Genomic DNA, 21,570 nt, shown 5'->3' with positions numbered 1-21,570 from the left:
CCGGCGCGTGCACCGCGCAGGGTAGGTCAGGGGTACGACAGTCTCAGGCCGGCACGTCCACGAAGTGCTCGACCAGCGGCGGGTTTGCGAAGTACGGGCCGATCAGCGCCCGCCACTGCGTGAAGCGCTCGGTGCCCCGGAAGTTGTCGTTGTGCGCCTCGACCGAGTCCCACTCGACCAGCAGCACGAACCGGGACGGGGACTCCACGCCCCGGGTCATCCGCACCGACCGGCAGCCCGGCGTCCCGGCGAGCACCGGGTGCCCCTTGGCGTACGCGGCGGCGAACTCGTCCTCGTGTCCCGGCAGTACGTCGATGAGCGCGACCTCAAGCACCATGGCCGCAGCCTTTCACGTCGCCCCGGCGGCCCGCCGTCGCGGGGGCCTGTTCCCGGTGGTCGGGCGGCTCTAGGGCGGGCGCGCGGAAAGGGGAGAGGCATGATCGACTGGCTCACCGGCACGGCGTTCACCGTGGCGGGCACCGGCACCACCCGCGCGGAGCTGCTGGGCTTCGCCACCGGGGTGCTCAACGTCTGGCTGGTGGCCCGGCAGCGGATCGCCAACTGGCCGGTCGGCATCGCCAACGTGTTGCTGCTGATGCTGCTGTTCTGGACGGCCGGCCTGTACGCCGACGCCGGCCTCCAGGTCGTCTACGTCGTCCTGGGCCTGTACGGGTGGTGGGCGTGGCTCTACGGCGGCGAGCGGCGCAGCCGGCTGACGGTCAGCCGGACCAGCCGCCGGGAGTGGTGGGCGCTGGGGCTGGCCGGGGTGGCGCTGACCGGCGCGCTGTGGGTGCTGCTGGACCGCGCCACGGACTCCACCGTGCCGCTGCCGGACGCGCTGACCACCGCGCTGTCGCTGCTGGCCACGTACGGGCAGACCCGCAAGCGGGTGGAGAGTTGGTGGCTGTGGATCACGGCCGACCTGATTTACATCCCGCTGTACGCCTACAAGGGCCTGTACCTCACGGCGGTGCTCTACCTGATCTTCCTCGGCCTCTGCGTGCTCGGGCTGCGCGAGTGGCGGGCGGACCTGCGGCGCGGCGCCGGCGCGACCCGGGCGCCGTCCGGTCCGGCCACGGTGGCGGCGTGACGGGCCCGGCGCCGGCCGACGAACGCCCGGCGGCGGGTAGCGGCGGCGCGGCAGGGCCGGGGGCGCCGGAGTTCCGGCACGGGCTGGTGGTGGGCAAGTTCTATCCGCCGCACGCCGGCCACCACGCGCTGATCGAGGCCGCCGCCGCCCGCTGCGCGGCCGTCACCGTGGTGGTGGCGCCCTCGCGCCGGGAGTCGATCCCGCTCGCGCTGCGGCTGGACTGGCTGCGCGAGGTGCACGCGGACACCCCGTGGGTCCGCTTCGTCGGGCGGTACGACGACCACCCGGTGGACTACGCCGACCCGGGCGTGTGGGACCTGCACTGCGCGGTGTTCCGCGAGGCGCTGGGCGGGCGGCGGGTGGACGCCGTCTTCTCCTCCGAGGCGTACGGCGAGGAACTGGCCCGGCGCTTCGACGCCGTCGGCGTGTGCGTGGACCAGGGGCGGCGGTGCGTGCCGGTCTCCGGGACGGCGGTGCGTGCGGACCCGGTGGGCCACTGGGGCCGGCTCAGCGCGCCGGTGCGGGCGTGGTTCGTGTGGCGGGTGGTGGTGGTCGGCGCGGAGTCCACGGGCACCACCATGATGGCCGCCGCCCTCGCGGAGCACTACGGCACCCGGTGGGTCCCCGAGTACGGCCGGGAGTTGACCGAGCGGAAGCTGGCCCGGCTGCGCGAGCGGGACCCGGCGGCCACGATCTTCGACGTGGTGTGGGACCGCGACGACTTCGCCGAGGTGGTCCGGGAGCAGCAGGCGGCGGAGGACGCGGCGGCCCGGTCGTGCGGCCCGCTGCTGTTCTGCGACACCGACGCCCGGGCCACCGCCGTGTGGGAGGAGCGCTACCTCGGGTCGGCGTCGACGGAGGTGCGCGTGGCGGCTCGGCGGCCCGCGCTGTACCTGCTGACCGACCACGTCGGGGTGCCCTTCGACGACGACGGGCTGCGCGACGGGGAGCACCTGCGGGCGTGGATGACCGGGCGGTTCCGGACGGTGTTGGCCGGGTGCGGGGTGCCGGTGGTCGAGCTGACCGGCCCGCATCCGGAGCGGCTGGCCCGCGCGGTGGCCGCCTGCGACGCGTTGCTCGCGGCCGGCTGGCCGCTGGCCGACCCGCTGGTGCCCGGCGGGTCGCCGGCGGACCCGCGCGACCCCGCCACTCCGGAGCACCTAGCCTCCTAGGATGCCGTACGCAGAGTGCGCTCAGCCTCACCGAAATGATCGGCGGCTGTTGGTGGGCGAAGACACGGCCAACCCGAGGTGCGGTGGCTGGGCGCGGTGGGCAAGAATGGCGGACGAGGAGGGGAGTATTCCCCCGCGACGGAGTCGTCAGCACGGTCGAGCGCCGATCCCTGGTGGGCGACCCGGCCCCGTCGGTCACCGCCTCCAGGGGCGATGGCGGAAGAGACCTCCGACAGTCACCAGAGTCAGCGTCACCGGCACACCGCGCCCACCGAGGGCGTACGGTGTGCCCGTCGTTGCGTGTCTGCCGGAGGAATGAACCTTGGACGTGTCCGGACTGGTCTGGGCGGGGACCCTCGTCGTACTGACCGGGATCCTGCTCGTGGATCTGCTGATCATCGGTCGGCGGCCGCACGAGCCGAGCGTGCGCGAGTCGAGCCTGTGGGTCGGCTTCTATGTCGCCCTGGCCCTGATCTTCGGCGCCGGCGTCTGGCTCGCCTCCGGGGCGAGCGCGGCGGGGGAGTTCTACACCGGCTGGCTGACGGAGTACAGCCTCTCGGTCGACAACCTCTTCGTCTTCGTGATCATCATGGCGCGCTTCGGCGTGCCCCGGAAGTACCAGCAGAAGGTGCTGCTCATCGGCATCGTGCTGGCGCTGGTCATGCGGGGCGGGTTCATCGCCGCCGGCGCCGCGCTGATCTCCCAGTTCTCCTGGGTGTTCTACATCTTCGGCGCGTTCCTCATCTACACCGCGATCAACTTCGTCCGGCAGGGCGAGCCGGACGAGGACGATTTCAGCGAGAACGTGCTGATCCGGTGGAGCCGCAAGGCGCTGCCGATCTCGCGGGACTACGACGGCGCCAAGCTGACCACCCGCTCGCCGAAGGGCAAGCGGATGTTCACCCCGATGCTGATCGTCATGATCGCCATCGGCACCACCGACCTGATCTTCGCGCTCGACTCGATCCCGGCGATCTTCGGCATCACGCAGGAGCCGTACCTGGTCTTCACCGCCAACGTCTTCGCGCTGATGGGGCTGCGGCAGCTCTACTTCCTGCTCGGCGGCCTGCTGGACCGGCTCATCTACCTCACCTACGGCCTGGCCGTGGTGCTCGGCTTCATCGGCGTGAAACTGGTGCTGGAGGCGCTCGCCGACAACAACCTGCCGTTCGTCAACGGTGGGGAGCCCGTCTCCTGGGCCCCGCACATCCCGATCTGGCTCTCGCTGACGGTCATCCTCGGCACTCTCGCCGTGGCGACCGTGGCCAGCCTGGTCAAGTCCTCCCACGACCGGCGCCGCCTGCTGTCCGACGCCCGCCGCTGAGGCGTACCCGCGCGACGAGGGGGCGCTCCCGGACCGGGAGCGCCCCCTCGTGCCGTACGCGGGTCAGACCCGGTGCGCGCCGACCAGGGTGGCGGTGCGTTCGGCCGGCAGCCGCTCCTCCAGCACCCGGCGCTGCAGGTAGCAGGCGTGCAGCATCCGCCGGTCGTCGCCTGGACGCGGGTCGGCGGTGACGATGCCGATGTGGTGGATCTTCCGGCCGGGCCGGGCGAAGAAGTAGAGGTCGCCGGGGCGTTCCGTGCCCAACGGCACCGGCGTGGTCGCCGCGGCCTGGTCGTCGGCGTCGCGCGGCAGCAGCACGCCGAGCCGCCGCCAGGCCAGGTGGACCAGGCCGGAGCAGTCGATGCCGTACGCGGACACGCCGCCCCAGATGTAGACGACGTCGACCAGCCGCTGGGCGACGGCCAGCACCTCCCCGGCCGACGGGGGCGTGGTGGGCACCGGCACGGCGTGGGCGGCGGGCAGCCAGAGCGGGTCGGCGTGACCGGGCGCATGCACGGGGCGCCAGCCGTCGACCGCCGGGCCGGCCGGGGCCAGCCGGGTGCCGAGGACCACCCCGGGCACGACCTCGGCGCCGCCCGGGGCGGTGCGCAGGGCGGTGACGGTGGCGTCGACCACGAGCGGCTCGGCGTCGGCGGGGCCCGCGCCCGGGGCGAGCTGCTCGGCGGGGAGCCAGCCGGGGTAGCCGCGCGGGTGCAGCCCCGGGGCCGGCTGCTCGACGGCCACCACCTGCGCCCAGCCGTCCGGGCGCACGTCGGTGACGAGCACCCGCTCGCCGAGCAGCAGTTGGCTCAGCACGCAGTCGCCGACCTGCTGGTCGGTGTCCATCCCGGAGATCCAGGCCGCGATGTCGGTGCGCGCGGCCAGGGCGGGACCGTCGACGGGTCGTACCGCCTCGGGGGCGGTCCAGAGGGTCGCGACGGCGACCCGGACCACGGCCTCCCGGCCCGGTTGCAGCTCCACGTCCACCCCCAGCTCGATCGTTCCCGCGACCCTATGAAAGTTTCCGCCAGTCAGCAATCACGAGTCTGCATCTTTGCTTCATTCACGGAGGTCACGCCGAGGCCCGGCGCGTCCGGCAGCACGACGGTCGCGCCGTCGTACCGGAGGCCGTCCCGCACCGGCGACCAGGCCAGCCACCAGGCGGCGTCCAGGTCGGCGACGGCCGTGGTGCCGTAGGCGGCGACCAGGCTGGCGGCGGCGCCGATGCCCACCTCGCTCTCCATCATCGACCCGACGACGGTGCCGAGGCCGTGCGCGGCGGCCAGGTCGAGCAGGGTCCGGGCGGGGTGCAGGCCGCCGCACTTGGCGAGCTTGACGTTGACCATGTCGGCGGCCCGGCGGCGGATCACCTCGACCAGGTCGCGGACGCCGAAGACCGACTCGTCGGCGAGGACCGGCACGTCCACCCGGTCGCTGACCCAGGCCAGCCCGTCGAGGTCCCAGCGGGGGACCGGCTGCTCCACCAGTTCCACGTCCAGCCCCGCGTCCTCGACGCCGCGGATCACCCGGACCGCCTCGCGCGGGGTCCAGCCCTGGTTGGCGTCGAGCCGGATCCGCACGTCCGGGCCGACGGCCGCCCGCACGGCGCGGACCCGCTCCAGGTCGCCGGCCGCGTCGGTGCCCACCTTCATCTTGAGCACGCCGAAGCCCTCCGCCCGCCGCTGCCGGGCCGCCGCCGCCAGGTCCACCGCGTCGCCGGCGGCGAGCGTGACGTCCGTGGGGACCCGCAGGGCCGTGCCGCCGAGCAGCCGCACCAGCGGTACGCCGAGCCGCCGCGCCGCCAGGTCGTGCAGGGCGACGTCGACGGCCGCCTTCGCCGCCTCGTTGCCGGCGACGGCCCGTTGCACCTCGGTGCAGCGGGCCACCAGGTCGTCGGCGTCCCGCCCGGTGAGCGCCGGGCCGAGCAGGTCGCGGACGCACGCCTCGGAGCCGGCCACCGACGCCCCGGTCACCTGCCACACCTGCGGCGCCTCGCCGTAGCCGGCGCGGCCGTCGGCGTCGACGACCTCCACCACCAGGGTCTCCACGGTGGTGGTGCGGCGCAGCGCGGTGACGAACGGGGTGTGCAGGGGGGCGGAGAGCCGGTGGGTGCGCACCGCGGCGATCGTCATGTCCGGCACCCTATACGGACACGCACGGGCGAAGGGGAGGCCGGCATGAGCGAGCGGAGCGAGCGAATCATCAGGTGCGGTGCGGTGGTGCCTCATGGCGGCACGGAGCGGAGCGGAGTGCCGGCATGAGCGAGCGGGGCTGGGATCTGGTGGGCGCGCCGAACGCGCGGGACCTCGGCGGGCTGGTCGGCGTGGACGGCCGGCGGGTGCGGCCGGGCGTGCTGATCCGCACCCCGGCGCTGGGCCGGTTGGCCGACGAGGACCTGCCGGTGCTGGCGAAGCTCGGCCCGGCCTGCGTGGTTGACCTCCGGGACCACTCGGAGATCGTGGTCGCCCCGCCGGACCGGCTGCCGGGTGAGCCGACCGTGGTGCACCTGCCGGTGCACGACGCCGAGCACCCCGTCTTCACCTACGTCTCGGCGATGTTGCTCGGGCACGACCTGGGCGCGTACGCGGCCCTGGCCGAGCAGGGCACTTCGGCGGCGATGGCGGCGATCTACCGCTGGTTCGTCACGGGGGCGTCGGCGCGGGAGAGTTTCGGCGCGGCGGTGCGGCTGGCCGCGGAGGCGCGGAACCTGCCGCTGGTCTACCACTGTTCGGCCGGCAAGGACCGCACCGGCTGGTTGACGGTGCTGCTGCTCAGCGCGCTCGGCGTGGACGAGACCGCGATCCGGGCGGACTACCTGGCGAACAACGCGCTGACCGAGAGCCTGCGGGAGGTCCTCCTGGAGGCGATGCGCCGGCGGCAGCCGGGGCTGGACGTCGGGGCGGTGCGGCCGGTGCTGGAGGTGCGCGAGGAATACCTCGACGCCGCGTACGGGGAGGTGCGCCGGGTGCACGGTTCGTTCGGGGCGTACCTGCGGGACGGGCTCGGGATCACCGACGACGTCGTGGCGGCGCTGCGGGCGCATCTGCTGGAGTGACGGCTCAGGGCAGCCCGTACGCGTCGGCGAGCGCGTCGATCTCGGCGCGGAGCAGGGTCGCCGGCGCGAAGCCCATCCCGGCGAAGTGGCCGACCGCCTCCAGTCCGATGACGCCGTGCAGGCGGGTCCAGACGGTGACGGCTGCGGCCAGTGCCGCCCCGGCGTCGGCCTCGGGCGCGTACGCCCGGACCCAGGCGGCCACCTCGGGCGTGTCGGCGGACCACCGGGTGAGCTGGTCGCGCAGGGCGGTGGCCCGGGGAGCGGGCCGGCCGTGGGCGAGGACGCCGAGGAACGGGCCGAGCACCGCCCGGGCCCGGTCGACGGTGTCGGGCGGGGCCTGGTAGGTGGGGCTCGGCGGGCCGGTGAGCAGCAGGTAGGTCTGCGGGTGGGCGACCGCCCAGGCGTGGAATGCCGCCGCGAGGGCGTGCAGCCGGTCGCGGGCGGGTTGCCCGGCCGATGCCTCGGCGGCCTCGGCGACGGCGGCGGCGACGTCGGCGTACCCGTCGAGGATCAGTTCGGTGAGCAGTTCGTCGCGGCTGCCGAAGTACTTGTAAAGGGCCGGACCGGAGACGCCGAGCCGTTTGGCGATGGCGTTGAGCGCGACGGCGGCCGCCCCGCCGGCGGCGACCTGGTCGAGGGCGGCGCGCTTGATCTCGGAGCGCACCTGGGCGCGGTACCTCCCGCGCGGGCCGTCGTCGGTCTTCGGCACGTCGTCTCTCCGTCCGGTCGGCCGCGTGACACGCGGCACTGTTGACAGATCATAACTTTGGTTAGAGGCTCTAACAAACGCGATGACCTATAACAATGAGGAGTCGAGATGTCCGGAGAACTGCACGTCGTCCTGGGTGCCGGGCCGGCCGGCACCACCCTCGCCGCGCACCTGGCCGGCCGGGGCCGTCGGGTCCGCATCGTCAGCCGGCGCGGCGAGGCCGCCGTGCCGGGCGCCGAGCGCCTCGCCGCCGACCTCACCGACCCGGGGCAGGCCATCGCCGCGCTGGCCGGCGCCACGGTCGTCCACCACTGTGCGAACGTGCCCTACGCGCAGCAGGTCGAGGTGATGCCCCGCATGCAGCGCGCCGTGCTGGCCGCGACCGCGGCGGCGGGCGCGCGGTTGGTCGTGCTCGACACGCTCTACCCGTACGGGCCGACCGGCGGGTCGGTGATGACCGAGGAGACGCCGTGGCGGGCGGTGAGCCGCAAGGGCAGGATGCGGGCCGACCTGGACGCGGCGTACCTCGACGCGCACCGGCGGGGTCAGGTGTCCGTCGTGATGGGCCGCTCGGCGGACTTCTTCGGGCCCGGCGTGTTCAACTCCAGCCTCGGCGGCACCGTCTTCCCGGCCGTGCTGACCGGCGGCACCGCGCTGGCGCTGGGCGACATCGACCTGCCGCACAGCTATAGCTACCTGCCCGACGTGGCGGACGGCCTGGCGCTGCTCGGCGACCACCCGGAGGCCGCCGGGCGGGTCTGGCACCTGCCCGCCGCGCCGGCGCCCACCACCCGTGAGGTGCACCGGATCGTCGAGCGTCTGGTGGGCCGCCCGTTCGCCGTCGACGTGCTGGACTCGCCCCGGCCGTGGGGGCCGTTCGACGAGGCGTTCATGCGCGAGTACGCCGAGTTGTTCTACCAGTACCGGGAGCCGCAGGTGATGGACTCCACGGCGTTCGAGACCCGGTTCGGGGTCCGGCCCACGCCGCTCGCGGAGGCGCTGGCCGCCACCGTCGACTGGTTCCGCGCGGCGCTGGCCCCGGCCGGCTGAGCGGCTGTCACAGGTCGTGCCGGGCGGCCCAGGCGGCGGCGGAGATCCTGGCGATCAGCCGGCAGGCATCGTCCTCCGTCCCCTCGCCGTCGGGGCCGCCGTCGGCGAGGTCGGTGGTGGTGCAGGCGACGACCGCGTACGCCGGCGCGTCGTCGGGGAAGACCACCCCGGCGCCGTGCCGCACGCCGTGCACCCAGCCGTTCTTGTGCGCGATGCGGGTGCCCTCGGGCAGCCCGGCGGCGAGGTCCTCGCGGTGCTCCTGGGCGAACAGCACGTCGAGCATGGCGGCGCAGCCGGCCGGCGAGGCGAGCGGGCCCGGGGTGTCCGCCCCGGTGGCCAGCGCGCCGAGCAGGGCGGCCAGGTCGGCGGCGGTGACCAGGTTGGTGATGCCCGCCTCGCGGGCCGCGAAGTCTTCGATGCCCCGCCCGGTGACGCTGTGCCGGGCCCCGGCGAGCGCCCAGACCTCCGCTACCGCCGCCAGGCCGACGTGGCCGATGACGATGTTGGTGGCCAGGTTGCTGGAGCGGACGATCATCCGGTGGGCGAGCCAGCGCAGCGGCGCGCTGTCGCCGACCCGCTCCCAGACGGCCTCGTCGTTGTCGTAGTGGCGGGCGCAGGAGAAGCGGGGCGCGCCGGGCAGCGCCGAGTCGAACTTGTTGCGCACCGGCACCGGGGCGTCCAGGTCGAGGGCGCCGGCCTCGGCGGCCCGGTGCAGCGCGACGAGCACCGCCGCCTTCATGGTGCTGGCCGCGTAGTGGGTGGCGTCGGCGTGCCGGGTCCAGGCGGGGTCGGCGCCGGGCCGCCCCAGGTACGCCGACACGGTGCCGGGCACCCCGTCCAGGTGGGCGTCGAGCTCGTCCCAGGTCATGCGGGTGACCGTAGCGGATCACCGGCGGGGCGGCGGAACGGGGCGATGCGTCGTACCGTGCGGGGATGACGGTCGCCGCCGCCTACGACGCGCACGCCGACTGGTACGAGGCGTTCGCCGCCGACACGTCCAGCGACTACATGACCCGGGTCCGCGGCCGGCTGCGCGACCTGCTCGGTGCGGGCGCCGGCCGCTGCCTCGACCTGTGCTGCGGCACCGGCTTGCAGGCGGCGGAGCTGCGCCGGCTGGGGTGGCACCCGGTGGGGGTCGACCTGTCGGGCGGGCAGTTGCGGCACGCCCGGCCGCGCCTGCCGGTGGCCCGCGCCGACGCGGCGGCGCTGCCGGTCGCCGACGGCTCGGTGCCGGCCGTGGCGTGCGTGCTGGCCCACACCGACGTGCCGGACTACGCGGCGGTGGTCGCCGAGGCGGCCCGGGTGCTCGCGCCCGGCGGGCGGTTCGTTCACGTCGGAGTGCACCCGTGTTACGTCGGGGCGTTCGCCGACCGGTCCGACCCGGGGCGGATCGTGGTCGACGGCGGCTACGCCGACCGGGAGCGCAGCTTCCGGGCCTGGACGCAGCACGGGGTGCGGGCGCGTGTGGGCGCGTGGCACGTCCCGCTGGCCGACCTGCTCAACGCGGTCACCGACGCCGGCCTGACCCTGGTCCGCACGGTCGAGTCCGGCCCCGGCCCGGTGCCCGACCTCTTCGCCTTCCTCGCCACCCGCCCCGCCTGACCCGGGCGTCGCGAACGGGCGGAGCCCGGACCGCGCGGGGCGGTCCGGGCTCCGGGGAGGCTGCGGTCGTACGTCAGCCGGCGTGCTTGCGGCGGGCGGCGGCCCGGCCGCGGGCGGTCTGGTCGAGCACCACCTTGCGGATCCGGACGGCGGCCGGGGTGACCTCGACGCACTCGTCCTCGCGGCAGAACTCGAGGGCCTGCTCCAGCGACAGCTTGCGCGGCGGGATCAGCTTCTCGGTCTCGTCGGCCGTGGAGGAGCGCATGTTGGTCAGCTTCTTCTCCTTGGTGATGTTGACGTCCATGTCGTCGGAGCGGGAGTTCTCCCCGACGATCATGCCCTCGTACACCTCGGTGCCGGGCTCGACGAAGAGCTGGCCGCGCTCCTGGAGGTTGGTCATCGCGAACGCGGTGACCGCGCCCGAGCGGTCGGCGACCAGCGAGCCGTTGTTGCGGGTGCGCAGCTCGCCGAACCACGGCTCGTACGACTCGAACACGTGGTGCAGGATGCCGGTGCCCCGGGTCTCGGTGAGGAACTCGGTGCGGAAGCCGATCAGGCCGCGGGCCGGGACCAGCCACTCCATCCGGATCCAGCCGGTGCCGTGGTTGACCAGCTGCTCCATCCGGCCCTTGCGGGTCGCGAGGAGCTGGGTGATCGCGCCGAGGTACTCCTCGGGGGCGTCGATGGTGAGCCGCTCGACCGGCTCGCAGGTCTTCCCGTCGATCTCCCTGGTGACGACCTGCGGCTTGCCCACGGTCAGCTCGAAGGACTCGCGGCGCATCTGCTCGACCAGGATGGCCAGGGCCAGCTCGCCGCGGCCCTGCACCTCCCAGGCGTCCGGGCGCTCGGTGGGCAGCACCCGCAGCGACACGTTGCCGATCAGCTCCTTGTCGAGCCGGTCCTTGACCATGCGGGCGGTGACCTTGGCGCCCTTGACCCGGCCGACCAGCGGCGAGGTGTTGGTGCCGATGGTCATCGAGATGGCCGGCTCGTCGACGGTGATCAGCGGCAGGGGCTGCGGGTTCTCCGCGTCGGCCAGGGTCTCACCGATCATGATCTCGGGGATGCCGGCGACCGCGATGATGTCGCCCGGGCCGGCCGAGTCGGCGGGCTTGCGCTCCAGGCCCTCGGTCATCAGCAGCTCGGAGATGCGGACCCGCTGGGTGCTGCCGTCGGTGCGGCACCAGGCCACGGTCTCGCCCTTGCGGATGGTGCCCTGCCGCACCCGGCACAGCGCCAGCCGGCCGAGGAACGGGGACGCGTCGAGGTTGGTGACGTGCGCCTGCAGCGGCGCGTCCTCCTCGTACGCGGGCGGCGGGATGGTGTCGAGCAGGGTGCGGAACAGCGGCTCGAGGTTGTGGCTGTCGTCCGGGACCGCGCCGTCGGCGGGCTGGGTCAGCGAGGCGATGCCGTCGCGGGCGCAGGCGTAGACGATCGGGAAGTCGATCTGCTCCTCGTCGGCGTCCAGGTCGAGGAAGAGCTCGTAGGTGTCGTCCACGACCTCCTTGATGCGGGCGTCGGGACGGTCCACCTTGTTGATCACGAGGATGATCGGCATGCGGGCCTTGAGCGCCTTGCGGAGCACGAACCGGGTCTGCGGCAGGGGGCCCTCACTGGCGTCCACCAGCAGCACCACCCCGTCGACCATGGTCAGGCCGCGCTCGACCTCGCCGCCGAAGTCGGCGTGGCCGGGGGTGTCGATGATGTTGATGGTCACCGGGTCGGAGCCGTCCGCCGGCATGTACCGCACGCCGGTGTTCTTGGCCAGGATCGTGATGCCCTTTTCCCGTTCGAGGTCCATCGAGTCCATGACCCGCTCGGTTACCTCGCCGCGGGCGCCGTAGGCGCCGGCCTGCCGCAACATGGCGTCGACCAGGGTCGTCTTGCCGTGGTCGACGTGGGCGATGATGGCGACGTTGCGGAGGTCGGTGCGAAGCTGCATACGCTTCATACTCCTGTCTGCGGTTGCCGGGGCACGCGTCGGGGTCTCCCCCCAGATGGCCCGGATCTCTGCCGAAACTGATGTTCCGACCGTTTCAGCGCCTGGCATGCTGACCCCCGTGGGAATGGGGGCCCGATGCACGACCTGCTGACCTGGCTGCAGGGCCTGCCGCCCCTGCTGATCTATGTGATCGCCGCGATGATCGTCGCGGGGGAGACCGCCGTGATCTTCGGTCTGCTGGTGCCGGGCGAGGCGACCCTGCTGCTGGTCGGTTTCCTAGCGTACGCGGGGACGCTGCGGCTCGCGCCGGCCCTGCTGGTGATGATCCTTGCAGCCGTGATCGGGGACACACTCGCGTTCCGTGCCGGCCGCCGGTACGGGCCCCGGCTGCGGGCCGGTCGGCTCGGGGGCCGGGTGGGCCACGAGCGGTGGGGCCGGGCGGACGCGATGCTGGGCCGGCTGGGCGGGCGTGGCGTGCTGACCGCCCGCTGGGTGGCCTTCGCCCGCACCCTGGTGCCCCGGCTGGCCGGCGCGGCAGGGATGCCGTACCGGCGGTTCGCGCCGTGGAACCTCGCCGGCGCGGTGACCTGGGTGGGCGGTTCGGTGCTGGCCGGCAACCTGGCCGGCGAGTCGTACGAGACGGTCTCCCGGCTGCTGGGGCGGGCCACCGGCGCCGTGCTGGTGCTGGTGGCCGCGCTGGTCGCGGTGGTGCTGGCGGGGCGGTGGCTGGGCCGCAATCCGGACCCGGCGCGGGCGCTGGCGTCCCGGGCCGCCGGGCTGCGGCCGGTGCGCTGGCTCAGCGGCCGTTACGGCGTGCTGTTTTTCCTGCTCGCCATGCACGTGGGGCCGGCCTGGACGCTGCTGATCAACCTGGTCGGCGGGCTGCTGCTGCTCTTCGTGGCGGGGTTCGCCATCGCCTGGGTGCTGGGGGCGGTGGTCCGGCACAGCGGGCTGGCGGTGATCGACGGGGCCATCGCCGACTGGTTCGCCGACCGGCGTACGCCGGGGGCGGCCGACGTCACGCTGGCGGTCGTCTCGGCGCTGCGCGGGTCGACGCTGATCGTGCTGGTGGCCGTCGTGGCCGCGGTGCTGGCCTGGCGCAACCGGCCCTGGCGGGCCGACCTGCTCAGCGTGGTCGGCACGGTGGGGGCGTTCGTGCCGCTGGTGGTGCTCGCCGTGGTGGTCGACGTGACGGGGTCGGCCACCGGTGGCCCGGGGGGCCGGGATCCCGCCCTGTTCCCGACGCAGAACGCCGTGGTGGCGGCCAGCCTCTGCACCCTCGCCTGGCTGCTGTCGCGCGGGGCGCGCTGGCCGGTGGCGGTGGCCGCGTGGACCGGCGCGGCGGCCGGGATGGTCGGCATCGTCGGCGCCCGCCTCTACCTGGGGTGGAGCACCGCCAGCGGCAGCGCCACGGCGATGCTGCTCGGGGTGGCGTGGACGGTGTTGTTCGTGGTGGCCTGGGCCACCCGCGACCGGGCGGTGGGCGACGCCCCGGCGGAACCGGAACCGGCGGCGGTACGCGCCGACGCCTGACCCGGGGTCCGCGGCCTCCGCCGGGTCCGTGACGTCGCCGGTGACCCCGACCCGGCGGGCCAGGTCGCGCCACGGCCCCGGATCGCGTCTCTCAGTCCCGGGCCGCCGCCGGCTCCAGATGGGCCGGGGTGTCGGCCGTGGCGGGCTCGGGGGCGATCCGGCCCGGCCACCAGAAGCGGTCGCCGAGCGCGAACGCCAGCGCCGGCACCAGGACCGTCCGGACGAGCAGGGTGTCCAGCAGGACGCCGACGCAGACGATGATCCCGATCTGGGTCAGCAGGATCAGCGGCAGGACGCCCAGCACGGCGAAGACCGCCGCGAGCAGGATGCCGGCGCTCGTGATGACGCCGCCGGTGACCCGCAGGGCCGACAGCATGCCGTCCCGGGTGCCGGTGCGCCGTGCGTCCTCGCGGGCCCGGGTGACGAGGAAGATGTTGTAGTCGACGCCCAGCGCCACCAGGAACACGAAGGCGAGCAGGAGCACGCCGCTGTCCAGCGCGGGGAACCCGAGCACGTGGTCGAAGATCAGCCACGACGCGCCGATGCTGGCGAAGAACGACGCGATCACGGTGAGCACGAGCAGCACCGGCGCGATCAGGCCGCGCAGGAGCAACACGAGTACGGCGCCGACGAGCAGCAGGATGACCGGCAGGATGAGCCGCAGGTCCTTGCCGTCGGCCTCGCCGGAGTCGTAGGTCGCGGCGACCGGGCCGCCCACGACGGCCCCGGCGAACGCGGCGGCGCCCTCGACCGCGGGCGGGGCGGAGCCGGGCACGGCAGCGACCGCGTCGCGCAGCGCCTCGACGGTGCGGTCGGAGGCGGCGGTGCCGGGCTCCGCGTCGAGCACGACGTCGACCTGGGCGACCCGCGCGCCAGCCTCGCCGGGTCGCGCCGAGACGACGCCGGGCACGGCCGCGGCGGCGTCCGTGACGGCCCGTACCGCCGAGGGGGTGGTCAGGACCGCGACCGGCTGGGTAGTCCCGGCGGGGAAGGCGCGGGCGAGGGTCTCCGCGCCGGCCACCGCCTCGGGCTTGACCCGGAACTGCTCGGTTTCGGACAGGCCGGTGCGGATGCCGAGCCCGCCGAGGGCGAGCCCCGCGAGCAGCAGCGTCGCGAGCACGGCGACCGGCACCGGACGGCGTTCGACGGCGGCGCCGAGCCGGCCCCACAGCCGGCCCTCGCGGACCGTGCCGCCGACTCGCGGCACGAACGGCCAGAACAGGCCGCGGCCGAAGATCACCAGTGCGGCGGGCAGGACGAACAGCGCGGAGAGCATGGCGAGGACGACGCCCGTCGCGCAGGCCACGGCGAGGGCGCGGTTCAGCTCCTGCTCGGACAGCAGCAGGGTGAGCACGCCGAGCACGACGGTGAAGCCGCTGGCGAGGATGGGCTCGGCGGTGCGGCGCAGCGCGGTGCGCATCGCGACGAAGCGGTCCTCCTCGCGGCGCAGCTCCTCCCGGTAGCGGGCGATGAGCAGCAGCGCGTAGTCGGTGGCGGCGCCGAAGACCAGGACGCTGGCGATGCCGGTGACGGCGCCGCCGGGCAGGTTGATGCCGACCGCCGGGACGATCGTGTCGAGGGCGCGCAGCGTGAGCTGCTCGGTCGCCGCGACGACGACGAGCGGCACGATCCACAGGAACGGGCTGCGGTAGGTGATCAGCAGCAGCAGCGCGACGACGCAGGCGGTGACGACGAGCAGCGTGGTGTCGGCGCCGTCGAAGACCTTGGTCAGGTCGGTGGTGAACGCGGGCCCGCCGGTCACCTCGACGGTGAGCGTCTTGGGCACGTCGTCCAGGGAGGCGCGGAGTTCGTCGACCCGGCCGGCGACCTCCTTCTGCCCGCCGCCGGTGGGCAGCGGCACGGCGACGAGCGCGACGGTGCCGTCGGGGGAGACCTGCGGTGGGCTGACGCGACCGCCGGCGGCGAACCGGCCGAGGTCGCCGGACTGCCCGGTGAGCGCCGCGCGGTCGGCCTCGGTGAGCGGCCCGCCGTCGGCGCGGCTGACCACGACGATCGCCGGCTGGACGTCGCGGGAGGGCAACTGGTCCTGGAGGCGCTCCACCTGGGTCGACTGCCACTCGACGGACAGGCCGGTGGCGGAGACGGGAGCCGGGTTGTCGGGCTTGGGCAGCCCGAAGACGGCCGCGCCGAGGACGATCGCGGCGACCACGGTGAGCCACGCGGCCAGTCGTCCGCGGGCCACACGGGTGAACACAGACATCGGATGCCCTCACGGTCTCTCGACGGGACTGCTTCGACGCAAGACCTCGCCGCCACCGGAAGTATGCCGACTGTCGAGTATCTCGATGATCGAGACTATCGGCTGCTGAGCTATGCTGCAACCGGAGCGGCGGCGGGAGGAAGCGGCGGACGTGACAGGCCACGGCATGTACCGGCGGCGCGACACCCGCCGCGAGAAGCTGATCGCCGAGATCGCGGCCGAGCTGCGCCGCTACTCGGTCGACGCGCAGCACGTCGGGCACGCCTTCGCCAACCTGCACGGGCTGGGCGCCACCGACCTGCAGGCGCTGATCGCGGTGATGGACGCCGAGCTGGCCGGCCGACCGATCACCCCCGGGCGCCTCGGCGAGCAGCTCAGCCTCTCCTCCGGATCCGTCACCGCGCTGATCGACCGGCTCGAGCGCGCTGGGCACATCCGCCGCGACCGCGACACCGCCGACCGGCGCAAGGTCTTCCTGCACTATGCCGAGCGGGGCGCGGCGCTGGCGACGGACTTCTTCCGCCCGCTGGGCCGGCGCACCGACGAGGTGATGGCCGGCTTCGGCGACGACGAGCTGGAGGTCGTGCACCGGTTCATGGCCGCGATGACCGCCTCGATGCGGGAGCACCGCGACACCGTCCGGGCCGCCCGCGACGAGCCGCTCCGGCGCGCGAAGGGCTGACGTCGTGCTCGGCCGGCCGGCCGTCCGGCTCGCCTCCGCCGCGCTGCGGCTGCCGCCCGCGCGCACCCGGCGGGTCACCGTCACCCGCGGCATCGCGGTGCGGGTCCGTGACGGTGTGCCGCTGCGCACCGACCACTACGCCCCGGACCTGCCGGGCGCGCCCACCGTGCTGATCCGCACCCCCTACGGGCGGGGCGGGCCGATGCGGCTGCTCGGCCGGCTGGCCGCCGAGCGCGGCTTCCACATGGTGATCCAGTCCTGCCGCGGCACGTTCGGCTCGGGCGGCACCTTCGACCCCCTGGTGCACGAGCGCGACGACGGCCTGGACACCCTCGACTGGCTGCGCCGCCAGCCCTGGTGGTCCGGCGCGTTCGGCATGTTCGGCGCGAGCTACCAGGGCTTCGTGCAGTGGGCCCTGGCCGCCGACGCGGGACCGGAGCTGCGGGCGATGGTCGCGGTGGTGACCGCCTCGGGCACCCGCGACTCGACGTACGCCGGGGAGTCCTTCGCCCTGGACACGGTCCTCACCTGGGCGGAGCTGCTCCAGGCGCAGACCGTGCCGTGGCTGGCCCGGCAGTGGGAGCTCAAGCGCGGCCAGCCCCGGCTCACCGCGGCGCTGGCGCACCTGCCGCTGCTGGAGGCGGACCGCGTGGCCACCGGCGTGACGGTGCCGTTCTTCCAGGAGTGGCTGCGCCACCACACCCCGGACGCCGGCTACTGGCGCGACCGCGTCTTCGGCGACCGGATCGCCGAGGTCCGCGCCCCGGTGGCGATGGTGACCGGCTGGCACGACATCTTCCTGCCGGCGCAGCTGCGCGACTTCGCGGCGCTGCGCGCGGCCGGTGCCAACCCCCGGCTGACCGTCGGGCCGTGGACCCACGGCAGCCCGGGGTTGTTCGTCGCCGCCCTGCGCGAGGGGCTGGACTGGCTCGACGAGCACCTCGCCGGCCGCCCGCCGCACCGGGCGGAGCGGCGGGGCACCGCCGCCGGCCGGGCGGCCCCGGTCCGGGTGCACGTCGGCGGGGCCGGTGGCGGCTGGCGCGACCTGCCGGACTGGCCCCCGCCGGCCGCGCCGGTCCGGTGGCACCTGCACCCGGGCGGCCGGCTGGGCACCGCGGCGCCGGTCCCGTCGGCGCCGGATCGCTTCCGCTACGACCCGGCCGACCCGACGCCCTCGCTCGGCGGGCCGCTGCTCGTCGCCCAGCGTGCCGGGCCGGTGGACAACCGCCCGGTCGAGGCCCGACCCGACGTGCTGACCTTCACCAGCGCCCCGCTCGACGCGCCCGTCGAGGTGATCGGCCCGGTCCGCGCCGAGATCCACCTCCGCAGCGAACTGTCCCACCTGGACGTCTTCGTGCGACTGTGCGACGTGGACCGGCGCGGCCGGTCCTGGAACGTCTGCGACGGGCTGGTCCGCGTCGCGCCCGGCCGGTACCCCGCCGACCCGGCCGGCGTGGTGCGCGTGCCGGTGGAGCTCTGGCCTACGGCGCACCGGTTCGCGTCCGGGCACCGGCTGCGGGTCCAGGTCTCCGGCGGCGCCCATCCGCGCTACGCGCGCAACCCCGGCACCGGCGAAGCCCTCGGTGCTGCCGTCACCCTCCGTGCCGGATGGCGAGAGATCCTGCACGACCCGCAGCGACCGTCCGCAGTGGTCCTGCCGATCATGGCGACCGCCACGCAGCTTCCTGTCAGTCGAAAAAACCCCTTCTGAGCTGGGCATTCATTCATCGGTGGCGCTATGGTTGGGCCAACGCCCGGCGCTGTGCACCACTCGGCCGGGCCCGCGCGTGCGGCCCCACACCGCCTACGCGGTGTCACCGTCGTGCCCGGCCCCCGACCATCCGTAAGGGGGAATCCCATGACGCGGGCACCGGAGAACCTGTTGACCGTCCGCCGTCTGCTGCTCGACCACCTTGACATCGACCCCGACACCAGCCGCAGCCAGGACCTCGAACCCGCCGAGGTCGGCATCGTCGGCGACCCCGCCCACCGGGGCGGCTACCACTGCGGCTCCGACCGGGTGGTGACCAACGACTACTCCGTCGTCGAGTCGCCGCGCGACTCCGCCGGCCTGACCCTCGACGCGGCGGCGCTCGACGTCGGCCTCTTCGCGGTCCGCTCCGGCGGCCGTACGCACGACCTGCGCAGCTTCTCCAGCTGGTGCGTGGCGCAGTGCGTCGCCAACACCCCGGACAGCCGGGACATCAGGGAGATCATCTACTCCCCGGACGGCAAGGTCGTCCGACGGTGGGACCGCCTGCGCAAGCGAACGAGCGGGGATGACTCCCACCTGTGGCACACCCACTTCAGTTTCTTCCGCGACTCGATCAAGGCGAGACGCGACCAGACCCCGCTGTTCCGCCGCTACCTGACCGCCATCGGACTTCTGGAGGACGACATGAGCGCACAGGCCGAGAGTCAGATCAACAGCATGTACACCGGAATGTTCTACGGCGGGTCGAGCATGGGGCGCAGCGTCGACCCCGACGCGGGCGGCCCCGAGAAGGCCAGCAACAGCATCGTGGCGAAGCTGGACTACACGATGCAGCGGCTCGACACGCTCGTCGCGCAGCTCACCGCGCTGTCCGGCAAGGACTTCACCGACGAGCAGGCGATCGTGGCGGGCGTGCTCGCCACCCTCACCCCCGAGAAGATCGCCGCGGCGATCCCCGCCACCATGGCCGCGCAGGTCGCCGACGAGCTGGGCCGCCGGCTGGCCGCCTGACCCGCTGGCGACCCCGACCGTCGGGGGTCGCGAGCGGGGTGTCGAACCGCCGTTGTGCGGGCGGGACGGAATCAGCAACGACAGTTGTGCAACGTTTCTTGCGCAACTGTCGTTGCGGATGCCAGACTGGCGGCATGACGAACCCTGAGGTGCGCCAGATCACCGACTCGCGGGTCCTCGCCGCGCTGTCTCACCCGCTGCGTCGCCGGTTGATGGACGTGCTCAAGGTGCACGGCCCGTCGACCGTCGGCCAGCTCGCCGAGCGCACCGACCAGGCGCCGGCGAACGTCAGCCACCACCTCAAGGTGCTGGCCGGCGCCGAGCTGCTCGAGGAGGCACCCGAGCTGGCCCGCGACCGCCGGGAACGCTGGTGGCGCCTGGTCAGCCGGGGCGTGCGCTGGTCCAAGTCGGACTTCGACGCCGACCCCGCCGCCCGGGCGGTCGCCGACGCCGCCACCTCGCTCAACCTGGACCGGCACGTCGCCCTCGCCCGCGCCTGGCACGCCACCGACGAGGCCAGCCAGGCCGCCTGGCCCTCGGGGCCGTTCTCCACCGACCGCTGGCTGCACCTGACCGACGAGGAACTCGCCGAGCTGGGGCGCGAGGTGAACGACCTGCTCGCCCGGTGGGCCGGCCGGGAGGCGCCCGACGACGGGCAGAAACGCGAGCCGGTCTTCCTCTTCGCCTACGGCATTCCGGCCACGCCGTGACGCGGGCCGCCGGCTCCGCGCCGCCCCGTACCCCCGCCGCCGGCGAGACCCCGCCGGCGCCCACGCCGCGCCCGGCGGGTGACCCGGGGGTACGACGCGGCGGCCTGCTGCGGCACCGGGACTTCCGGCTGCTCTGGGCCGGGCAGACGGCCAGCGCCGTCGGCAGCAACGTCACCACCGTGGCGCTGCCCCTGGTCGCGGTCACCGTGCTCGACGCCGGCGCCTTCGGCGTCGCGGTGCTCACCGCCGCCTCCTGGCTGCCCTGGCTGCTCGTCGGCCTGCCGGTCGGCGCCTGGGTGGACCGGCTGCCGCGCCGGCCCCTGATGATCGTCTGCGACCTGGTCTGCGCGGCGCTGTTCCTCAGCGTCCCGGTCGCCGCACTGCTCGGCGTGCTGACCGTCGGGCAGCTGCTGGTGGTCGCGCTGGGCGCCGGCCTGGCCCGGGTCTTCTTCGAGACCGCCGACCAGGTCTACCTGCCCGTGCTGCTGCGCCCCGAGCAGGTGCCGGAGGGCAACGCCAAGCTCCAGGCCACCCAGACCGCGAGCTACGTGCTCGGCCCCGGGCTCGCCGGCGGGGTCGCGCAGCTCGCCGGCGCGGTCACGGCGCTGCTGCTCGACGCGCTGAGCTTCCTGTTCTCCGCCGTCTGCCTGCTGCGCATCCGCACCGTCGAGAAGCCTCCCGGGCGCGTGCGGCGGTCCCGGTCGCTGCGACGCGAGATCGGGGAGGGGATCCGGTTCGTCGCCCGGGACCCCTACCTGCGGGCGCTCACCGTCTTCGGCGCGGCCAGCAACGTCGGGCTGGTCGGCTACCAGGCCGTCCTGGTGGTCTTCCTCGTCCGGGAGGCGCGCCTCGCGCCCGCGTCGGTCGGCGCGCTGGTCGCGGTGATGAGTCTCGGCGGCATCGTCGGCGCGCTGCTGGCCACCAGGCTCGGCCGGCGCCTCGGCACCGCCCGGGCCCTGCTGCTGGCGGGGGTGCTCAGCGGGCCGCCGGCGCTGCTGATCCCGCTCGCCGGCCCCGCGGGCGCGCTGGTGCTGCCGGCGGTCGGCGGCGTGCTGGTCAGTTTCGGGGTGGCGGTGGGCAACGTGGTCAAGGGCAGCTTCCGGCAGACCTACACCCCGCACCACCTGCTGGGCCGCGTCACGGTGAGCATGCAGATGCTGAACTACGGCACGATCCCACTGGCCGCGCTGCTGGCCGGGGCGGTCGGCGCGGCGTACGGGACCGGCACCGCGATCGCGGTGATGACCGGCTGGCTGGCGCTCACCCCGGTGATCCTGCTGGTCGGGCCGCTGTGGCGGTGTCGGGACCTGCCCGCCGCGCCGGAGGTGTGCTGAACGCGCTGCGGCGGCGGCCGGCTCCCGGCCGCCGCCACCGGCACGGATCTACATCGGGCGGACGTTGTCCGCCTGCGGACCCTTCTGCCCCTGGGTCACCTCGAACTCGACCTTCTGGCCCTCGTTCAGCTCCCGGTAACCGCTCGTCGCGATGGCCGAGTAGTGGACGAAGACGTCCGGCCCTCCGCCATCCTGCTCGATGAAGCCGAAGCCCTTTTCCGAGTTGAACCACTTAACCGTGCCGGTTGCCATGCATCTCTCCCTGTTCCCAAGCGGGTGACCCTCGGTGCTCGACCGATGATCGCCCGGTACCTCCCCGACAGTAACCGGCCGAACGCCGATCTGCTGGCCGAAGTGCCGCAGGCGGCGTGGTGAACTCTCGGGGTCACTGGGCGAAAGCCGCGCGGCGACCGGCCCGCTG

At 74.3% G+C, this 21,570-nt stretch carries 20 protein-coding genes; 12 read left to right on the top strand and 8 right to left on the bottom strand.

Annotated features, from left to right (window positions below; all coding sequences use genetic code 11):
* Positions 1 to 43: 43 nt before the first annotated feature.
* On the bottom strand, positions 44 to 337 hold the full coding sequence (locus ACGF5C_RS14360; protein ID WP_350709211.1) for an antibiotic biosynthesis monooxygenase: 294 nt from the start codon (positions 335 to 337) through the stop codon (positions 44 to 46).
* 99 nt (positions 338 to 436) lie between these two features.
* Between ACGF5C_RS14360 and pnuC the strand changes: the two genes are divergently transcribed.
* The 3 genes from pnuC (at position 437) to ACGF5C_RS14345 (ending at position 3,586) form a co-directional block, all read left to right on the top strand.
* Positions 437 to 1,090, top strand: coding sequence for a nicotinamide riboside transporter PnuC (gene pnuC, locus ACGF5C_RS14355; protein WP_393301301.1), 654 nt, complete (start codon positions 437 to 439; stop codon positions 1,088 to 1,090).
* Positions 1,087 to 2,262, top strand: a complete 1,176-nt coding sequence (locus ACGF5C_RS14350) for an AAA family ATPase (RefSeq protein ID WP_393301298.1) — start codon at positions 1,087 to 1,089, stop codon at positions 2,260 to 2,262. Before pnuC ends, ACGF5C_RS14350 begins: the two co-directional genes overlap by 4 nt.
* Before the next feature lie 322 nt (positions 2,263 to 2,584).
* Positions 2,585 to 3,586: a TerC family protein gene (locus ACGF5C_RS14345; RefSeq protein WP_357700122.1), complete on the top strand. Its 1,002-nt coding sequence runs from the start codon at positions 2,585 to 2,587 to the stop codon at positions 3,584 to 3,586.
* 63 nt (positions 3,587 to 3,649) lie between these two features.
* Here the strand turns inward: ACGF5C_RS14345 and ACGF5C_RS14340 are convergent, their stop codons facing one another.
* On the bottom strand, positions 3,650 to 4,624 hold the full coding sequence (locus ACGF5C_RS14340; protein WP_393301294.1) for an NlpC/P60 family protein: 975 nt from the start codon (positions 4,622 to 4,624) through the stop codon (positions 3,650 to 3,652).
* Positions 4,618 to 5,718: a mandelate racemase/muconate lactonizing enzyme family protein gene (locus tag ACGF5C_RS14335; RefSeq protein ID WP_393301291.1), complete on the bottom strand. Its 1,101-nt coding sequence runs from the start codon at positions 5,716 to 5,718 to the stop codon at positions 4,618 to 4,620. The genes ACGF5C_RS14340 and ACGF5C_RS14335 overlap by 7 nt, the downstream gene beginning before the upstream one ends.
* A 125-nt stretch (positions 5,719 to 5,843) precedes the next feature.
* On the opposite strand from ACGF5C_RS14335, the gene ACGF5C_RS14330 reads away from it, so the two are divergent.
* Positions 5,844 to 6,641, top strand: coding sequence for a tyrosine-protein phosphatase (locus tag ACGF5C_RS14330; RefSeq protein ID WP_393301289.1), 798 nt, complete (start codon positions 5,844 to 5,846; stop codon positions 6,639 to 6,641).
* Positions 6,642 to 6,645: 4 nt separating this feature from the next.
* On the opposite strand, the gene ACGF5C_RS14325 is transcribed toward ACGF5C_RS14330, so the two are convergent.
* A complete protein-coding gene (locus tag ACGF5C_RS14325) occupies positions 6,646 to 7,350 on the bottom strand; it encodes a WHG domain-containing protein (protein WP_393301286.1) in 705 nt (234 codons plus the stop codon).
* A 108-nt stretch (positions 7,351 to 7,458) separates the two neighbouring features.
* On the opposite strand from ACGF5C_RS14325, the gene ACGF5C_RS14320 reads away from it, so the two are divergent.
* Entirely contained in the window at positions 7,459 to 8,400 is a 942-nt protein-coding gene (locus ACGF5C_RS14320; protein WP_393301283.1) for an NAD-dependent epimerase/dehydratase family protein, read from the top strand.
* A 7-nt stretch (positions 8,401 to 8,407) separates the two neighbouring features.
* On the opposite strand, the gene ACGF5C_RS14315 is transcribed toward ACGF5C_RS14320, so the two are convergent.
* A complete protein-coding gene (locus tag ACGF5C_RS14315) occupies positions 8,408 to 9,268 on the bottom strand; it encodes a serine hydrolase (protein WP_393301280.1) in 861 nt (286 codons plus the stop codon).
* Between the two features lie 65 nt (positions 9,269 to 9,333).
* Here ACGF5C_RS14315 and ACGF5C_RS14310 point away from each other — a divergent pair, with 65 nt between their 5' ends.
* Positions 9,334 to 10,002, top strand: coding sequence for a class I SAM-dependent methyltransferase (locus tag ACGF5C_RS14310; RefSeq protein WP_393301277.1), 669 nt, complete (start codon positions 9,334 to 9,336; stop codon positions 10,000 to 10,002).
* 73 nt (positions 10,003 to 10,075) lie between these two features.
* On the opposite strand, the gene typA is transcribed toward ACGF5C_RS14310, so the two are convergent.
* Positions 10,076 to 11,944, bottom strand: coding sequence for a translational GTPase TypA (gene typA, locus ACGF5C_RS14305; protein WP_393301274.1), 1,869 nt, complete (start codon positions 11,942 to 11,944; stop codon positions 10,076 to 10,078).
* 135 nt (positions 11,945 to 12,079) lie between these two features.
* Between typA and ACGF5C_RS14300 the strand changes: the two genes are divergently transcribed.
* Positions 12,080 to 13,477, top strand: a complete 1,398-nt coding sequence (locus ACGF5C_RS14300) for a DedA family protein (RefSeq protein WP_393301271.1) — start codon at positions 12,080 to 12,082, stop codon at positions 13,475 to 13,477.
* Positions 13,478 to 13,568: 91 nt separating this feature from the next.
* Here ACGF5C_RS14300 and ACGF5C_RS14295 read toward each other — a convergent pair whose 3' ends face one another.
* Entirely contained in the window at positions 13,569 to 15,698 is a 2,130-nt protein-coding gene (locus ACGF5C_RS14295) for an MMPL family transporter (protein WP_393301268.1), read from the bottom strand.
* Positions 15,699 to 15,864: 166 nt separating this feature from the next.
* Between ACGF5C_RS14295 and ACGF5C_RS14290 the strand changes: the two genes are divergently transcribed.
* The 5 genes from ACGF5C_RS14290 (at position 15,865) to ACGF5C_RS14270 (ending at position 21,149) form a co-directional block, all read left to right on the top strand.
* Positions 15,865 to 16,380 carry a MarR family winged helix-turn-helix transcriptional regulator gene (locus tag ACGF5C_RS14290; protein ID WP_393301661.1) on the top strand — a complete coding sequence of 172 codons (516 nt, stop codon included), beginning with the start codon at positions 15,865 to 15,867 and terminating at the stop codon, positions 16,378 to 16,380.
* 4 nt (positions 16,381 to 16,384) lie between these two features.
* Positions 16,385 to 18,091 (top strand): CocE/NonD family hydrolase, encoded by a 1,707-nt coding sequence (locus ACGF5C_RS14285; protein ID WP_393301265.1) that lies wholly within the window; start codon positions 16,385 to 16,387, stop codon positions 18,089 to 18,091.
* A 147-nt stretch (positions 18,092 to 18,238) separates the two neighbouring features.
* On the top strand, positions 18,239 to 19,105 hold the full coding sequence (locus ACGF5C_RS14280) for a hypothetical protein (RefSeq protein WP_393301262.1): 867 nt from the start codon (positions 18,239 to 18,241) through the stop codon (positions 19,103 to 19,105).
* A gap of 134 nt (positions 19,106 to 19,239) precedes the next feature.
* Positions 19,240 to 19,815, top strand: coding sequence for an ArsR/SmtB family transcription factor (locus tag ACGF5C_RS14275; RefSeq protein WP_393301259.1), 576 nt, complete (start codon positions 19,240 to 19,242; stop codon positions 19,813 to 19,815).
* Positions 19,812 to 21,149 (top strand): MFS transporter, encoded by a 1,338-nt coding sequence (locus ACGF5C_RS14270; protein WP_393301256.1) that lies wholly within the window; start codon positions 19,812 to 19,814, stop codon positions 21,147 to 21,149. Before ACGF5C_RS14275 ends, ACGF5C_RS14270 begins: the two co-directional genes overlap by 4 nt.
* Before the next feature lie 48 nt (positions 21,150 to 21,197).
* Here the strand turns inward: ACGF5C_RS14270 and ACGF5C_RS14265 are convergent, their stop codons facing one another.
* Entirely contained in the window at positions 21,198 to 21,401 is a 204-nt protein-coding gene (locus ACGF5C_RS14265; RefSeq protein WP_007072071.1) for a cold-shock protein, read from the bottom strand.
* Positions 21,402 to 21,570 lie beyond the last annotated feature (169 nt).

Source organism: Micromonospora sp. NPDC047620 (genome assembly GCF_043205005.1).
Classification (GTDB): domain Bacteria; phylum Actinomycetota; class Actinomycetes; order Mycobacteriales; family Micromonosporaceae; genus Micromonospora.
Note: the sequence above shows the minus strand (reverse complement) of the source record. Positions and strands in the feature narration are given on the sequence as shown.

Coding starts and splice junctions, on each gene's coding strand:
- ACGF5C_RS14360 (WP_350709211.1), bottom strand. CDS start 337: ATGGTGCTTGAGGTCGCGCTCATCGACGTACTGCCGGGACACGAGGAC.
- pnuC (WP_393301301.1), top strand. CDS start 437: ATGATCGACTGGCTCACCGGCACGGCGTTCACCGTGGCGGGCACCGGC.
- ACGF5C_RS14335 (WP_393301291.1), bottom strand. CDS start 5,718: ATGACGATCGCCGCGGTGCGCACCCACCGGCTCTCCGCCCCCCTGCAC.
- ACGF5C_RS14330 (WP_393301289.1), top strand. CDS start 5,844: ATGAGCGAGCGGGGCTGGGATCTGGTGGGCGCGCCGAACGCGCGGGAC.
- ACGF5C_RS14320 (WP_393301283.1), top strand. CDS start 7,459: ATGTCCGGAGAACTGCACGTCGTCCTGGGTGCCGGGCCGGCCGGCACC.
- ACGF5C_RS14315 (WP_393301280.1), bottom strand. CDS start 9,268: ATGACCTGGGACGAGCTCGACGCCCACCTGGACGGGGTGCCCGGCACC.
- ACGF5C_RS14310 (WP_393301277.1), top strand. CDS start 9,334: ATGACGGTCGCCGCCGCCTACGACGCGCACGCCGACTGGTACGAGGCG.
- typA (WP_393301274.1), bottom strand. CDS start 11,944: ATGCAGCTTCGCACCGACCTCCGCAACGTCGCCATCATCGCCCACGTC.
- ACGF5C_RS14300 (WP_393301271.1), top strand. CDS start 12,080: ATGCACGACCTGCTGACCTGGCTGCAGGGCCTGCCGCCCCTGCTGATC.
- ACGF5C_RS14295 (WP_393301268.1), bottom strand. CDS start 15,698: ATGTCTGTGTTCACCCGTGTGGCCCGCGGACGACTGGCCGCGTGGCTC.
- ACGF5C_RS14290 (WP_393301661.1), top strand. CDS start 15,865: ATGTACCGGCGGCGCGACACCCGCCGCGAGAAGCTGATCGCCGAGATC.
- ACGF5C_RS14280 (WP_393301262.1), top strand. CDS start 18,239: ATGACGCGGGCACCGGAGAACCTGTTGACCGTCCGCCGTCTGCTGCTC.
- ACGF5C_RS14275 (WP_393301259.1), top strand. CDS start 19,240: ATGACGAACCCTGAGGTGCGCCAGATCACCGACTCGCGGGTCCTCGCC.
- ACGF5C_RS14265 (WP_007072071.1), bottom strand. CDS start 21,401: ATGGCAACCGGCACGGTTAAGTGGTTCAACTCGGAAAAGGGCTTCGGC.